This window comes from Nonomuraea sp. NPDC050404, assembly GCF_040655495.1.
Classification (GTDB): domain Bacteria; phylum Actinomycetota; class Actinomycetes; order Streptosporangiales; family Streptosporangiaceae; genus Nonomuraea.
Genome location: NZ_JBFAKB010000003.1, coordinates 192,441 through 207,174, shown reverse-complemented (window position 1 = coordinate 207,174; position 14,734 = coordinate 192,441). Strand labels below are relative to the sequence as shown.

Here is a 14,734-nt window from a genome sequence, read left to right as displayed (position 1 = left end):
GCTCAGCCGTACCTTCCTCCCGAAGCGGGGCGCAGGGCGGTGGTCAGGTCGTCGGCGAGGGGCTCGATGTCCGCCAGGTCGAGCGTGGAGACGGTCAGACGCAGTCCCGGCGGTGTGCCGATCCGGTTACGGGCGCCGGGGGCGCAGGCCCAGCCGCGCGCCAGCAGCCGGGTGATCGCGGTGGATTCGTCGGCGACGGGAATCCACACGTTCAGGCCGCTGCGGCCGTACGCGGGCACCCCGCGTACGGCCAACGCCCTGACCAGGCCGTCCCTGCGCAGACCGTACGACGCCGCCACCGCCTCCGTGTCCACCGCCCCCGTCCGCCACAAATGGGCGACGGCGCGTTGCAGCAGGAGGCTGACCCATCCGGCGGCCAGCCGCTGCCGCCCGCGCAGCCGGTCGAGCGTGACGGGATCGCCGGTGACCAGGGCCAGCCGCAGGTCGGGCCCGAAGGCTTTGGCGGTGGAGCGGACGAGTATCCACCGCGCCGTGGTTCCGGCCAGCGGATGCAGGGGCAGGTCCACGAACCCGGAGCCGTGGTCGTCCTCGATCAGCAGCACCTCGGGGCAGCCCGCCAGCGACTCCCGCAGCTCAGCGGCCCGCGCGGCGGTGATGGCGGCGCCGGTCGGGTTCTGGGCGCGGGCGGTGAGCACGACCGCGCGTGCCCCCGCCCGCAGCGCCCGCGCCAGCTCGTCGGGCAGCGGCCCTTCGCCGTCGTGCCGCATCGGCACCGGGCGCAGGCCGAGGACGGTGACCAGGTCGAGCAGGGCCGTCCAGCCGGGGTCCTCGACGGCGATCGCGTCGCCGGGGCGCAGGTGGGCGGTGAGCACGCGCTCGACCGCGTCGAGGGTGCCGGAGGTGATCGCCAGCGGCGCGCCGGGCACGCCGTCGGCCCGCAGCCGCTCCCCCGCCAGCGCCAGCAACTCTTCGTCGTCGCCGGTGCCGTACATGGCGGGCCGCTCCTCGTGCGCCCTGGCGGCGGCGGCCAGCGCCGCGTGCAGCGGCGGCAGCAGCCTGGGGTCCGGATTGCCCTTGGACAGGTCCCGCACGCCGGGCGGCACGTCGATCCTGATCTCCTCGCGGAACGTGCTGGCCGGCCGCGGCCTGACCCTGGTCCCCCGCCGCCCGGCGGTCTCCACGACGCCACGCTCACGCAGCAGCCGGTACGCGGCCGCCGCCGTACCGGGGCTGACCCCGGCCCGCTCCGCCAGCTCCCGCACCGGCGGCAACATCGCCCCAGGTGGCAGCCGCCCTTCGGACACGGCGACCTCGACGCCCGACGCTATCTCGCTGGCCGTCTCGCCGGTGACCGTATATTTTTCTAGCACAAAAGATATTATGTACTAACACAAAGAGGTTCGCGCACATGCTCATTCATCCCTGGGACGCCGCCCATGACGACGACGAGTGGCGGAACTGGCTGCGTACGCGCGACTTCGGCCAGATCGCGGTCAACGGCGTGGACGGCACGGCGCCCGTGGTGGTGCCGACGCACTTCCTGTACGACGGCGCGTCCGAGGTGGTGCTCCACCTCGCCAGGCCCAACCCGATCTGGGAGGCGCTCGCGGCCAATCCCGTGGCGGTGGTGAGCGTGCACGACGACTACGCCTACATCCCCGGCCCCTGGCGTTCCGACTCCCCCGAGACCGGCGTGCCGACCAGCTACTACGCCGCCGTTCAGCTCGTCTGCGCGGCCGAGGTCGTGGACGGCAGGGAGGGCAAGGCCGAGATCCTGCGCCGCCAGCTCGCCCACCACCAGCCCGCCGGCGACCATGGCGAGATGGCCGCCGACGCGGGGCCGTACCACAAAATGTTGTCGGCGATCAGAGGGCTGCGGCTGCGGGTGGTGGAGGTGCGGGCCAAGTTCAAGTACGACGCCCACCGGCCGGCCGAGTTGCGTGAACGCGTCGCGGCGGGGCTGGCGGAGCGGAACTCGCCCGGCGACGCCGGCGCCCTGGTTCAGCAGCGCAGGAGGGAGGCCGCGGCCGGCGGATGAGGTGTTTTCACAAGCTGTGGACAACTCCAAATTCCTGTGGATAACTCCGCAACACCGCAGCGGAGGAGCGGTGTCGCTGCCACCCCCGGCGGCACCACCGCGCGGACGCCGCCAGGGGGTCCGCGACCCACCTCTCATGGCCCGGTCGGCGCGCCCCTGCCCCGGACCCCTCACCGCGCCGCAGGACGGACGTTTCCCCAGCTCAACGCCATGACGCCCGAGCTCGCCCAGATGCCCCGGCAGCACAACGATGAGCTCTTACCACACTCTTGGAGCCCACCGTCCCGTAAGCGGACAACACCTCGCCATTGCCTGGTCGTCCGTACCGAACAAGCCGTTCTGGGGCATCGGGAGCGGAAACCCACAGCCTGTGGATGAACACACCAGTCCCATCCTCCGATCGGAGGATGGGCCGCATCCTCCGATGGCTGACCCGATCGCGCCCCGACGCACGATTCGCCGGACCTGTCCTCCCTCGCACACTCGGTGGGAGCCCATCGAGTCGAGGAGGAAATGTGGTGTCCGCCGTGGGGTTGAAACCGGTCGGAGAACGTGAGCGGCTGCTCGCCCCCGACCTCGCCAGAGGCGTCATGCTGGCGCTGATCGCCGTGGCCAACTCGGCCGTCTACCTGTACGGCCGCCCGTACGGCATCCGTCAGCACGTGATCGAGCAGGGCTTGCTCGACCGCGTGACGTCGGCGCTGTCGATGACGCTGGTGGACGCGCGGGCGTACCCGATGTTCGCCGCGCTGTTCGGCTACGGCATGGTGCAGATCTGGAACCGCCGCCGCTCGGACGACGAGGGGCGGCGCGTGCTGAAGCGGCGCAGCCTGTGGTTGCTGGCCTTCGGCCTGGTGCACGCCGTACTGCTCTTCTCGGGCGACGTGCTCGGCGTGTACGGCCTGCTCGGGCTGCTGCTCGTCCGGTTGCTGCGGGTGCGCGACCGGACCCTGCTGATCATCGCCGGCGTCTGGCTGATCCCGGTGGCGGTGAGTTCCGCGCTGGCGTTCAGCACGCCGTACGGCTCGGCCGAGCGGTCGTTCTTCTGGTCGTTCGCGGTGGCGGACCCCCTGGCCGCGATGGGCCTGCGCGCCGTGGAATGGCTGATGAACCCGTTCGGCATGATGGGCGTGGTCACGGCCGCGCTGGTCGGCGTGTGGGCGGGACGCAAAGAGCTCATGTCGGCGCCGGACCGCGTCGTACGGCGGGCCGCGGTCTGGGGGCCGCTGACCGCGATACTCGGCGGGCTGCCCGTGGGCCTGGCCGCCGGGCACTTCCTCATCCTGGACGGCCAGGGGACGATGCTGGCGCTCAACGCCCTGCACGTGGTGACGGGCATCGCGGGCGGGCTGGGATACGCGGCGCTGATCGGCCTGATCGCCCAGCGGATCGGCCGGCGCCGCGGCGCGATCGTCACCGCGCTGTCGGCCTGCGGCCAGCGCTCGCTGACCTGTTACCTCCTACAATCGGTGGTGTTCGTGGCGCTGCTGGCCCCCTACACGGCCGGGCTCGGCGGCACGCTGGGATCCGCCGCGACGCTCGTGCTGGCGCTGGCCACGTGGGCGGCGACGGTCGTGCTCGCCGACGTGATGCGCAGGCGGGGAGCGCGTGGGCCCGCCGAGAGGCTGCTGCGGCGGCTGAGCTATCCGCGAAGCTGAGAGGAGGGCGTGGTGCGCGACTGGGACGGCACCTGGCGCGCCCTCCCGCTCGGCCTGCTGGCCCTGGCGACCCTCGTGGCGATGTTCGACTCGGCGGCGGCACCACGGGAGCGGGCCGTCACGGCCGCGCTGGCCGCCGCCCTGGCCGGCTGGCACTGGTTGCTGGTGATGGCGCATCCGCAGTGGCCGGAGCGGGTGCTCGCGCCGATGGTGGTGTACTTCGCGGGGCTGCTGGCGCTGGCCGGGGTGTTGTCGGCCCGCCACCCGGTGTTCGCGCTGGTCGTGGTCGCGTGCTTCCCGATGGCGTTCGTGGCGCTGCCCGGCTGGTGGGCCTACGCCGGGGTGGCCGCGGCGGCGCTCGTCACGCTGGGAGATCCGACCGGCCTCCTGGGCGACGGCCCGCTCTGGGGCAGGCTGGCCCCCGCCCTCGCGGGAGCGGCGTTCGCCTCCTTCCTCGGGTGGGTGATCAGGGCCATGGAGAAGGAGGTCGAGCTCCGCCGGACCGAGGTGGAGCGCCGCCGCGCGGCCAACCAGGCACTGGAGAGCGCCAACGCGCGGCTGGCCAGGCTGGGTGAGGAGAACGCCGAACTCCAGGGCAAGCTGCTGGCCGCGGCCAGGCAGACCGGGGTCGCCGGGGAGCGCGACCGGATGGCCAGGGAGATCCACGACACCGTCGCCCAGGGTCTGGCAGGCGTCGTCACCCAATTGGAGGCCGCCGAGGAGGCGGCGCACGACCCCGAGGTGGTGCGGCGGCGCCTGTCCACGGCACGCAACCTGGCCAGGGAGAGCCTGACCGAGGTGCGCCGCTCCCTGGACGACCTGCGGCCGGGACCGCTGGTGGAATCGGGGCTGCCCGAGGCCCTGTCGTCGCTGGTGTCCGGCTGGGGCGACACCCATGAGGCGCCCGTCACGCTGACCGTGACGGGCCAGGCCAGGCTGCTGCATCCCGAGGTGGAGCTGACGCTGTTCAGGGCGGTGCAGGAGGCGCTGGCCAACGTGGCCCGGCACGCGGCGGCCGGCCGGACCGCGGTGACCCTGTCGTACATGGAGGATGTGGTGGTGGCCGACATCCGGGACGACGGGGTGGGATTCACCCCTTCCGAGGGCGGGGCGGGCTTCGGGCTCACCGCGATGCGGCAGCGGGTGGTCAGGCTGGCCGGGAACGTCGAGGTGGAGTCCGCGCCCGGCCAGGGCACCGCGGTCAGCGTGACCGTGCCCGCCATACCCAGCGCGACCGGGCAGGAGGCGACATGAGCGTGACCGTGCCCGCCACACCCAGCGCGGCCGAGCAGGAGGCGACATGAGCGTGACCGTGCCCGCCACACCCAGCGCGACCGAGCAGGAGGCGACGTGAGCGTGCGGCTCGTGATCGTGGACGACCATCCCGTGGTACGCGACGGGCTGCGTGGCATGTTCGCCGAGCAGCCCGACCTGGAGGTCGTCGGCGAGGCGGGCGACGGGGAACAAGGGCTGGCCGTGGCCGTCACGCAGCGTCCCGACGTGGTGCTGACCGACCTGCGCATGCCCGGTCTCAGCGGCGCGCGGTTCATCCGGCTGCTGGCCGAGCGGCTGCCGTCGGTCCGCGTGCTGGTGCTGACCACGTACGACGGCGACGAGGACGTGCTGCCCGCGCTGACCGCCGGCGCGATCGGCTACCTGCTCAAGGACTCACCCCGGGAGGAGGTCTTCCGCGCGGTGCGGGCGGCGGCGTCAGGGGAGTCGGTGTTGTCCCCCGCGGTGGCCGCCCGCGTGCTCAACCAGGTCCGTACGCCCACGCCCCCGCCCGCCGAGCTGAGCGAACGCGAACGCACCGTGCTCGGCCTGGTCGCGAAGGGCTGCACCAACAAGGACGCGGCGGCGGCACTGTTCATCAGCGAGACGACCGTGAAGACACACCTGGCGCACATCTACACGAAGCTGGGCGTCTCCGACCGCGCCTCGGCCGTGGCCGCCGCCTACAGCCGCGGCCTGCTGCCGTGAACTTCTCATGACTATCGGTCGATATCCTGCGACGGAGAGTGTTCAAGGGGACAATGAGTGGCACACGCGGACGCGCTTTGTCCGCCTTCGCAGGCGAGAAAAAGGACGCGCGATGTCACCCCTCCGACATCTCCTCGTGCGCCGCATGGCCGCGCACGACCTGAGAACGACGGCCCCGGCCCGTCGGCCACGCCCGCCCAGGTACCGTCCGGCAGGACGGACGATCGGAGGGCGGACGGCGTGACCGAGTCCCGGATGCGTGATCACTGGTGGTGGCGTCCCGGCTGGCGCGCCGACCGCCGCAAGTACACCTTCCACGCCACCTTCCAGGACCAGCCCGCACTCCACCGCCTGGTCGCCGCCTACCAGGCGCCCCTCTCGGCCCTGGACGGCCTGGATCTGGTGCCCTACCGCTGGTTGCACCTGACCACCCAGGACATCGGCTTCACCGACGAGGTCGGCGACGCCGAACTCACCGCCATCACGCACGCCGCCGCCCTCCGGCTGGCCGCCCACAGCCGGCTCCGGCTCACCTTCACCCGGCCGGTCACCGATCCGGAGTCACTGCAGTTCCAGGTCCGGCCCGCCGAGCCGATGCGGGCGGTGCGGCACGCCCTGCGGGAGGCGATCGCCGAGGTGCGCGGGTGCGAGGGCGTGACCGGTACCGAGGAGGAGTGGGTCCCGCACATGAGCATCGCCTACAGCAACTCCGACGGTCCCGCTGAGCCGTACGAGGCGGCGCTGCGCGGCGTCGATCCCGATCCCGTGACCGTCACGGTCCGCGCCATGCAGCTCATCGTGCTGGAACGCGACGAACATCTCTATCGTTGGGCCACCAAGGCCACCATCCCGCTGCCGGTCGCCCGCGCCGATTAGGAAAGGGGATCATCCGCACCTTTCCACTCCTAACGTATAGCGCACCGGGGGGCTTGCCACAAGCCCCGGGGCATGCCGCAGAATCGCTGGTCGAAGCCAGTAGCTGTGGAAACGGGAGTCGCTAAGTGCGTGTGTTGCCGTCAACGTACGGATCACTCGGAGATCGTTCGCCCAACCGATCGGAGCCGATGTAGTGAACCGTCTGAACACCAGCGCGTTCGACCTGCCCGAGCACCTCGCCCCCAAGGCCGACCCGGCGCTGATCGACGCCGACGACCAGCACTTCGCGGCCATCGCGGAGAGCCTTGAGCGATCGATCGCCGACCTGTCCGACCGTCTCGAACGCGAACGCAAGGCTCCGGGCGGTGCCGGCCGGCAGGCGCTGGACCGGGACCTGGAGATCCACCGGCTGACCGCCCGCCTGCGCGCGCTGCGCCGCTTCGGCCTGGACCTGTGCCTCGGCCACATGATCAGCGCCGACGATGGCGAGCCCATGTACATCGGGCGGCTCGGCCTGACCGACGACACGGGCCGCCGGCTGCTGCTCGACTGGCGCTCCCCCGCGGCCGAGCCGTTCTTCGGCGCCACCCACGCCAACCCGATGGGCCTGGCCAGCCGCCGCAGGTACCGCTGGACCCGGGGCCGGATCAGCGACTACTGGGACGAGGTGTTCACCTCCGAAGGGCTGGCCGGGCACGCCGCGCTCGACGACCAGTCCGCCTTCATCGCCAGCCTGGGCAGCAGCCGCTCGCCACGGATGCGGGACGTCCTGGGCACCATCCAGGCCGACCAGGACGCCATCATCCGCGCGGGCTCGCGTGGCGCCCTCGTCGTGGACGGCGGTCCCGGTACGGGCAAGACCGTCGTCGCCCTGCACCGCTCCGCCTACCTCCTCTACGCCGACCCCCGGCTCAACCAGCGCAGGGGCGGCGTGTTGTTCGTCGGCCCGCACCAGCCCTACCTGGCCTACGTCGCCGACGTCCTGCCCAGTCTCGGCGAGGAGGGCGTACAGACCTGCACCCTGCGGGACCTCGTCGCCGAGGGGGCCGCGGCGAAGGCCGAGGACGATCCGGACGTGGCCCGGCTGAAGTCGTCCGCGAACATGGTCAAGGCGATCGAACCGGCCGTCCGGTTCTACGAGAACCCGCCCACCGAGGGCATGAAGGTCACGACCCCCTGGTCGAACGTCTGGCTGAGCGCCGGCGACTGGGCCGAGGCGTTCGACGCGCCGGAGCCCGGCACCCCGCACAACGAGGCGCGCGACCAGATCTGGGCGGAACTGCTCACGATCCTGGAGGACAAGCACGACGTCGAGGTCTCGGCCGACCTGCTGCGCAAGTCGCTGCTGCGCAACAGGGAACTGCTCACGACCTTCAACCGCGCGTGGCCGCTGATCGAGGCGTCCGACCTGGTGGGTGACCTCTGGTCGGTGCCCGCCTACCTGCGGATGTGCGCCCCCTGGCTCAGCCGCGAGGAGATCCGGCTGCTCCAGCGCGAACAGGCCCAGGACTGGACGTTGTCCGACCTGCCGCTGCTGGACGCGGCCCGGCAACGACTCGGCGATCCGGAGGCGGTGCGGCGCAAGCGGCAGCAGGACGCCTCCATCGCCGCCGAACGCACGCGCATGGAGGGCGTGATCGACAACATGCTCGAAGCCGACGACGACGGCGAGGGCGTGATCACGATGCTGCACGGCAAGGACGTCAAGGACGCCCTGCTCGACGCGGACGCCCATCCCCGCATCGAGCCCGACGTGCTGGCCGGCCCGTTCGCGCACATCGTCGTGGACGAGGCACAGGAGCTGACCGACGCGGAGTGGCAGATGTTGTTGCTGCGCTGCCCGTCCAGGAGCTTCACCATCGTCGGGGACCGCGCGCAGGCCAGGCACGGGTTCACGGAGTCGTGGCAGGAACGGCTGGAGCGGGTCGGGCTCGACCGGATCAACCTGGCCTCGCTGAGCATCAACTACCGAACGCCGGAAGAGATCATGGCCGAGGCCGAGCCGGTCATCCGGGCCGTCATCCCCGACGCCAACGTGCCGACCTCCGTACGTGGCGGCGACATCCCCGTCGTGCACGGGTCGGTCTCGGAACTGGACTCGATTCTCGACGCCTGGCTGGCCGAGCACGCCGACGGAACCGCCTGCGTCATCGGCGACCCTTCGTTCCGTACGACGTCGCGCGTCCGGTCGCTGAGCCCGGAGTTGTCGAAGGGGCTGGAGTTCGACCTCGTCGTCCTCATCGATCCGGAGGCGTTCGGGCAGGGCATCGAAGGAGCGGTGGACCGTTATGTCGCGATGACCCGGGCCACCCGGCAACTCGTCATCCTCACGAGCTCCTGACATCGGCGGCCGTCGTCATCTTCACGAGTCCCTGACACCGGCGGCCATCGTCATCCGCACGGATTCCTGACGCCGACGGCCATCGTCATCCTCACGAGGTTTTGACGTCGGCGGCCATCGTCATCCTCACGAGTTCCTGACGCCGGCGGTCATCGCGCTCCGGACGCTCTCCCTGAGCAGGGCGCGTCGCTGGTCGTGCAGTTCCGCCGGCTCCTGGCTGGTCGCCGCGTACACGTTGCTGACCGGCGACCACGCCATGGACATGGCGATGACCATGGCCATCAGGTCGAACGGGTCTCCCTCGCGCACCAGCCCCGCGGCCTGCGCCTCGGCGATGGCCCGCAGTTTCCGGTCGTCCAGCCGGTCGGATTCCTCGACCAGGTGACCGGCCGGGCGGCGTTCAAGGCGTGCCCAGGTGGCCAGCCGGATGAGGTCGGGGCGGCGGAGGTACTCGTCGTAGAGCCGTACGGCCCAGTCCGCGAGGTCGCCGGCGTCGATCGGGACGACGTTGACGATCCGCTCCAGGGAGGCGAAGAAGATGGCGTCGAACAGCCCGTCCTTGTTGCCGAAGTAGGCGTAGAGCTGCGCCTTGTTGGTGCGCGCCGCGGCCACGATCCGCTCGACGCGCGCTCCGGCGATGCCGTACTGGGCGAACTCCTGGGTCGCCACGTCGAGGATGCGCTGGTACGTCGCGGCTCCGCGCGAGCTCAGGGGCCTTTCACCCATGCTCAGAGCGTACCGGACAGACCGGTTGGTCTTTCTGGTCCGCGTAGTAGCGTCCGGCTCACGACCCGCACCACCACGGAAGGAACCCCGACCCCGTGACCACGGCCGACCTCACCATCACCCACGTCTCCGGCGACGACCCCAGAATCCGGCGGCTCGTCCGCGACCTCGACGCCGACCTCGCCGCCCGCTACCCCACCGCCCTCGACGAAATCGTCGCCCGGCTCGACCCGGCCAGCCGTTTCCTGCTCGCCGAGCTTGACGGCCAGCCGGCCGGCTGCTGCGCCGTCCAGCCCCTCCTCGGCGGCGCCGAACTCAAGCGCATGTACGTGACCCCGCAGGCCCGTGGCCGCGGCGTGGCCAGGCGGCTGCTGGCCGAGGCCGAGGCCCTCGCCATCGCACTCGGCCACACCGAGATCCGCCTGGAGACCGGCGTACACCAGCCCGAGGCCATCGCCCTGTACACCCGCGCCGGCTATACCCCCATCCCCGTCTACCCGCCCTACGCGTACGACCCGCTCAGCCGCTGTTACGCCAAGCCGCTGTCGCCGTGACCCGCCGTACCTTGGAGAGCATGAACATCGTCGCCAACACCTACTTCGGGATCATCACCCGGGACGACACCCGCTACCGCGCCAGAGTCGAAGTCCCGGACCGGCCGGACGTGGTGGTGGTCACGCAGTCGGACATGGACCTGATGCATGACGAGGTCGCCAGGAAGCTCGCCGAACTCCTCGACACCACCCCCGAACACATAGATGTGCACCTTTTCGGACACGACGGGAAGGGCGAAGCTCCGACCTACGCCGGAGCCGCCGTCTTCGACGGCGATCAGTGGCACACCCAGTTCCCCGCGCAGGAGGACCTGCCGACCGCGCTGACGATCCCGCCGTCGCCGTCCTACGAGAGCGCGGCCGACCGGGTACGCGCCGCGCTGGCTCGCGCGCTCGGCCGCCCCGAGGACGCTCTCGACATCGAGTTCTTCGAAATCACACCGAACCAGTACGCCGCCGAGGGCGACCAGGGGAAGCCCTGAGCCCTGCCGCCCCGCTCACTACTTTCCGTCCACCAGGGTCTCGATGTCGTTCTGCCTGCTCTCCACGGCCGAACTGATCACGGCCGCCAGCCCGAGCGCCACTCCGGCGATGACAGCCGTGATGATCACCCACTCCACGGCCGACGCTCCTCGGCTCGGCGCGGTGCGGGCATACCGGACGCGCGTGCTCAGAAATGCCCGCGAGGAGATCAACCAGGAATGATTCATAACCTACCGACACTTGGCGCAGCCGAACGATTACCCAAAGCCATCATCCCCGATCCGTACGGACTTCGCTACTCGTTAGAAGGCAGACGAGGGATGTCGGCCCGGTAGAGGCTGAGAAGCAGTCCGTAGGGCTCGCTCTCGCGATCTGCGACGTCCGGCCGATCGGAGTCCGGCCGATCGCGGTCCGACCGATCGCGGTCCGACCGGTCGGGGGCCAGCCGATCGGGGGTCAGCGTTTCGAGTCGCTCGGCCAGCGCACGCGCTTCATCAGCCGTGAGCCAGAGATGGCGCAACACGGTATGCCCAGGGTCGCCGGGGCGGGTGGGCAACATCTCCGCCAGGGCGGCGTCATGGAGGAACTCCGCGCCGACGCCGCTGCCCTCGTCAAGCCTGAATCCCCTGCTGAGGAGCTCGAACCGCTGCTCGGTGCCGCCACGCACCTGCCGCGTGCCCGCGAGCCGGACGAGCCCGGCCTCGCGCAGGATGCGTACGTGGTAGCCGACCGTGCCCTTGGTCGAGCCGAGCGCCGCCGTCAGCTCGCCCAGCGTGGCGGGGCGTTGGCGCAGCAGGTTGACCAGGCGGTGGCGCAACGGATGCCCGAGCGCCTTGAACTGCGCGGGCGAGCGCAACACAAGGTCCGGCTCGGCTTCCATGCCTTAAGTGTCTAGGAACTTCGACGCTTTGACAAACCCGCCGAAGCCTCGGCAAACTGCCCGGCAAGCGAGAATCTCCGACGCTTTGAAGGACCACCTCGAATGCCCCTCTCCACCGCACACATAGCTACGGATCACCCCGCCCGTTACGTCAAGCAACTGATCTCGCACCTGGGCCACGAGGTCACCGCGGAGCTCACCGGCGCCGGCAGAGCGACGATCACCTTCCCCCACGGCACCTGCTCGCTGACCTCCTCCCCACGGGAACTGGTCCTGATCGCCGCCGCGGCGGACCTCGACGCCCTGGCCGGCGTACAGGACGCCGTCACCCGGCACCTGCAGCCCCTCGGCACCCAGGAGGAGCTCCGCATCGGCTGGCGCGAGCCGATCGCCGGTGACGCCCTCGAAATCGTCGCTCCGGCCGTGGACGACTACCTGCTCGCCCACTGCACCCCGGCCGGCCAGGTGCTGACGGAACTGGCCGACACGACCCGGGAGGCCACCGGCCGCGCCGCCGGCATGCAGGTCTCCGCCGATGAGGGTGCGCTGCTGGAGATGCTGGTACGGCTTTCGGGTGCCCGTACCGCCATCGAGATCGGCGTGTTCACCGGTTACTCGGCGTTGTGCATCGCTCGCGCGCTACCCGCCGGCGGGCGGCTGCTCGCGTGCGACGTGAGCAGCGAATGGACCGACATCGCCCGGCCCTTCTGGGAACGCGCGGGCGTCGCCGACCGCATCGACCTCAAGATCGGCCCGGCCCTCGAAACGCTGCGCGCGTTGCCCGGGGAACCGTCCTTCGACTTCGCCTTCATCGACGCGGACAAGGTCAACTATCCCGCCTACTACGACGAGATCGTCCCGCGGCTCAATCCTGGCGGCCTGCTCGTCCTGGACAACGTGTTCCTCGGCGGCAGGGTGCTCGACCCCGCCTTCCAAGGGGACGACCACCAGGCGATGCGCCGCCTCAACGAGACCGTCGCCGGCGACGAACGGCTGGACTGCGTGATGCTGCCCGTCCGCGACGGCGTCACCCTCGCCAGGAAACGTTGAACCCGCGCTCCGTGGTTTGTGTCGGTGGTCGTGGTTAGTGTCGGGTGCGTTCGGCGGTCGGTTTCTATCGAGGGGGTCAACCATGCTGCGTGCCGTGTTCGTCCGGACACTGAAGGCGGGCGTTACATATGAGCGGTTCAAGCAGGCTTGGGTGCCGGAGGAACTGGACGGTTATCCCGCGAAGGTCAGCGTCTCCCGCAGCCTCGCCGACGACCGGCAGGTGATCACGGTCCTTGAGCTGGACATGTCCCTGGCCGAGTTCGAGGGCAAGCGCGGGGCGCTGACCCGCCCTGACGCGCTGGAGCGGCTCGCGGAGATCGTGGAGACGACCGAGTTGGAGGGCCTGTACGAGGAGGTCTTCAACGACCGGAACCTGGGTACGTGACGTCGCTCAATGCATCGCGGGTCCGGATGGCCGGGCGCCCTTCCGTGGCCGGGGCGGTGGCACGGACCGGACTGCCGGCGGTGACGCCTGACCACCTGTTCTCTCCGGCTGGCTCTACGGGCTGCGGCCGCACCGCACCCCGGCACGCCGCCAACTCATCGTCGTCACCGCCTATCGGACGGGCGCGGCGTCGCTGCTTCCCCCCGCGCCGTCCGCGATCTGGCTCGGAGGTGTCCTCGCGGGGCGCGCCGCCGACGTGTGGGGGTCTCCGCCGCCCTCGTGTTGGCCCCGGCGGCCGGGCCGGCCCTGCTCGTTCTTTCCATCGCTGCGAATATGTCGAAACGCTGACCGGCAGGTGTACCTTGCGCTAACTCCGCAGGCGGCGCATTAGGCAATTCACGCCTTCTTGACCGGCTTACCAGCGGAACCCCACGGCCATCACGATCTTGGTCGCTGTCGGGCTCTCACATTACTCACACAGTCGCATGCGATGACTGAGCTCATGACAGATCCGCGAGCGGGCAAGTGGTGATGCGCATGACCGACGGCATGTCCGACGCTGCCGTGACCGCGCGAGGCGACGCCTACTCGCCTCCCAGGCTGACCGCGACGGTGGAGATCGTGGTTCCCGTCTACAACGAGGAACGGGCTCTGCCCGGTTGTATCGACGTTCTGCGCGACTATCTGGAGCGGCACTTCCCCTTCGAGTGGACCATCACCGTGGTGGACAACGCCAGCACCGACCGGACCTCCGCCGTGGCCGCCGAGTTGGCCGAGCGGTATCGCGGCGAGGTGCGGTCGCTGCGGTTGGAGCGCAAGGGACGCGGGCTGGCGCTGCGGACGGCGTGGACGCGCAGCAGCGCCGATGTCGTGGTTTACATGGACGTCGATCTGTCGACCGGACTCGACGCGCTGCTGCCCTTGACGGCGTCGCTGGTCAACGGGCATTCCGACGTGGCGATCGGCTCCCGGCTGGCGCGCGGGGCGCGCACGTTGCGCGGGCCGCGCCGGGAGATCATCTCGCGGGCCTACAACGCGTTGATCCGGTGGACGCACGGAGTCGGGTTCACCGACGCGCAGTGCGGGTTCAAGGCCGCCCGTACGGAGGTGATCCGTCCGCTGCTGGCGAAGGTGGAGGACGACGGCTGGTTCTTCGACACCGAACTGTTGCTGCTGGCCGAGCACAACGGGCTACGAGTGCAGGAGGTCCCGGTGGACTGGGTGGAGGACGTCGACAGCCGCGTGCAGGTACTCTCCACCGCCGTCGACGACATCAAGGGCCTGGTCAGAGTGGCCAGGGCCAAGGCGTCCGGCGCGGCGCGTGTACCGGATCTGCCTCGGCGGCCCGAGCCGCGCGCCGCCCACCCGGACGCCGTGCTGGCCGAGCGGAGCAGCGGCGGGCTGTTGTGGCAGGTGGTGTCGTTCGGCGCCATCGGGGTGTTGTCGACAGTGGCGCATCTGGGCCTGTACGCGCTGCTGCGCATGTGGTTGCCGGTGCTGCCGGCGAACCTGCTGGCCCTGACCCTCACCACCGTGCTCAACACCGAGGCCAACCGCCGTTTCACCTTCGCCCACTCGCGCCGTTCCGCCACGCGTACACACCTGCTCGGGCTGGTGGTCTTCGGCCTGTACTACGCGTTGACCTCCGGCGCGCTGCTGGCCCTGCACGCCGTGGCACCTGATCCGTCGCGCGCCCTTGAGTTGACGGTACTGGTCTGCGCCTGCGTGCTGGGCACGGCCGGGCGGTTCCTCCTGCTGCGCGGCTGGGTCTTCCGCCGGGCCGCCACTCCTGAAAGCTGATC

General features: G+C 70.6%; 14 protein-coding genes. 11 read left to right on the top strand and 3 right to left on the bottom strand.

The genetic code is table 11. The features are described 5' to 3' along the window. Window positions 1–2 precede the first annotated feature (2 nt). The gene (locus AB0I81_RS09325; protein ID WP_360652645.1) at window positions 3–1,331 is read right to left on the bottom strand and encodes an aminotransferase class I/II-fold pyridoxal phosphate-dependent enzyme; all 1,329 of its coding nucleotides are present in this window, start codon (window positions 1,329–1,331) and stop codon (window positions 3–5) included. A 38-nt stretch (window positions 1,332–1,369) separates the two neighbouring features. Here AB0I81_RS09325 and AB0I81_RS09320 point away from each other — a divergent pair, with 38 nt between their 5' ends. From AB0I81_RS09320 to helR, 6 genes are all read left to right on the top strand, one after another. Continuing rightward, entirely contained in the window at window positions 1,370–1,999 is a 630-nt protein-coding gene (locus AB0I81_RS09320; protein WP_360652642.1) for an FMN-binding negative transcriptional regulator, read from the top strand. Window positions 2,000–2,514: 515 nt separating this feature from the next. Beyond that, a complete protein-coding gene (locus tag AB0I81_RS09315) occupies window positions 2,515–3,657 on the top strand; it encodes a DUF418 domain-containing protein (RefSeq protein WP_360652639.1) in 1,143 nt (380 codons plus the stop codon). Window positions 3,658–3,669: 12 nt separating this feature from the next. Further along, window positions 3,670–4,911 (top strand): sensor histidine kinase, encoded by a 1,242-nt coding sequence (locus AB0I81_RS09310; RefSeq protein ID WP_360652636.1) that lies wholly within the window; start codon window positions 3,670–3,672, stop codon window positions 4,909–4,911. Between the two features lie 96 nt (window positions 4,912–5,007). After that, window positions 5,008–5,637, top strand: a complete 630-nt coding sequence (locus tag AB0I81_RS09305; protein WP_360652633.1) for a response regulator transcription factor — start codon at window positions 5,008–5,010, stop codon at window positions 5,635–5,637. A 240-nt stretch (window positions 5,638–5,877) separates the two neighbouring features. Next, a complete protein-coding gene (locus AB0I81_RS09300) occupies window positions 5,878–6,513 on the top strand; it encodes a 2'-5' RNA ligase family protein (RefSeq protein ID WP_360652630.1) in 636 nt (211 codons plus the stop codon). 193 nt (window positions 6,514–6,706) lie between these two features. Further along, window positions 6,707–8,854: an RNA polymerase recycling motor ATPase HelR gene (helR, locus tag AB0I81_RS09295; RefSeq protein ID WP_360652627.1), complete on the top strand. Its 2,148-nt coding sequence runs from the start codon at window positions 6,707–6,709 to the stop codon at window positions 8,852–8,854. A 126-nt stretch (window positions 8,855–8,980) separates the two neighbouring features. Here the strand turns inward: helR and AB0I81_RS09290 are convergent, their stop codons facing one another. Then, complete coding sequence (locus AB0I81_RS09290; protein WP_360652624.1) at window positions 8,981–9,580, bottom strand: TetR family transcriptional regulator; 600 nt, start codon at window positions 9,578–9,580, stop codon at window positions 8,981–8,983. A 95-nt stretch (window positions 9,581–9,675) separates the two neighbouring features. On the opposite strand from AB0I81_RS09290, the gene AB0I81_RS09285 reads away from it, so the two are divergent. Together AB0I81_RS09285 and AB0I81_RS09280 are read left to right on the top strand one after the other, a co-directional pair. Further along, on the top strand, window positions 9,676–10,134 hold the full coding sequence (locus AB0I81_RS09285; RefSeq protein WP_360652621.1) for a GNAT family N-acetyltransferase: 459 nt from the start codon (window positions 9,676–9,678) through the stop codon (window positions 10,132–10,134). A 20-nt stretch (window positions 10,135–10,154) separates the two neighbouring features. Further along, on the top strand, window positions 10,155–10,616 hold the full coding sequence (locus AB0I81_RS09280; protein WP_360652617.1) for a hypothetical protein: 462 nt from the start codon (window positions 10,155–10,157) through the stop codon (window positions 10,614–10,616). 296 nt (window positions 10,617–10,912) lie between these two features. Here the strand turns inward: AB0I81_RS09280 and AB0I81_RS09275 are convergent, their stop codons facing one another. Then, window positions 10,913–11,497: an ArsR family transcriptional regulator gene (locus AB0I81_RS09275; RefSeq protein ID WP_360652614.1), complete on the bottom strand. Its 585-nt coding sequence runs from the start codon at window positions 11,495–11,497 to the stop codon at window positions 10,913–10,915. Window positions 11,498–11,599: 102 nt separating this feature from the next. On the opposite strand from AB0I81_RS09275, the gene AB0I81_RS09270 reads away from it, so the two are divergent. The 3 genes from AB0I81_RS09270 (at window position 11,600) to AB0I81_RS09260 (ending at window position 14,732) form a co-directional block, all read left to right on the top strand. Continuing rightward, complete coding sequence (locus AB0I81_RS09270; protein ID WP_360652611.1) at window positions 11,600–12,547, top strand: DUF2218 domain-containing protein; 948 nt, start codon at window positions 11,600–11,602, stop codon at window positions 12,545–12,547. A gap of 82 nt (window positions 12,548–12,629) precedes the next feature. Next, on the top strand, window positions 12,630–12,932 hold the full coding sequence (locus tag AB0I81_RS09265) for a hypothetical protein (RefSeq protein WP_360652608.1): 303 nt from the start codon (window positions 12,630–12,632) through the stop codon (window positions 12,930–12,932). 537 nt (window positions 12,933–13,469) lie between these two features. Beyond that, window positions 13,470–14,732, top strand: coding sequence for a bifunctional glycosyltransferase family 2/GtrA family protein (locus tag AB0I81_RS09260; RefSeq protein ID WP_360652605.1), 1,263 nt, complete (start codon window positions 13,470–13,472; stop codon window positions 14,730–14,732). The last annotated feature ends 2 nt before the right edge of the window (window positions 14,733–14,734 follow it).

Excerpts from the sequence above, each read along its gene's own strand:
- AB0I81_RS09320 (WP_360652642.1), top strand. The coding sequence starts at position 1,370 with ATGCTCATTCATCCCTGGGACGCCGCCCATGACGACGACGAGTGGCGG.
- AB0I81_RS09290 (WP_360652624.1), bottom strand. The coding sequence starts at position 9,580 with ATGGGTGAAAGGCCCCTGAGCTCGCGCGGAGCCGCGACGTACCAGCGC.
- AB0I81_RS09280 (WP_360652617.1), top strand. The coding sequence starts at position 10,155 with ATGAACATCGTCGCCAACACCTACTTCGGGATCATCACCCGGGACGAC.
- AB0I81_RS09275 (WP_360652614.1), bottom strand. The coding sequence starts at position 11,497 with ATGGAAGCCGAGCCGGACCTTGTGTTGCGCTCGCCCGCGCAGTTCAAG.
- AB0I81_RS09270 (WP_360652611.1), top strand. The coding sequence starts at position 11,600 with ATGCCCCTCTCCACCGCACACATAGCTACGGATCACCCCGCCCGTTAC.
- AB0I81_RS09265 (WP_360652608.1), top strand. The coding sequence starts at position 12,630 with ATGCTGCGTGCCGTGTTCGTCCGGACACTGAAGGCGGGCGTTACATAT.
- AB0I81_RS09260 (WP_360652605.1), top strand. The coding sequence starts at position 13,470 with ATGACCGACGGCATGTCCGACGCTGCCGTGACCGCGCGAGGCGACGCC.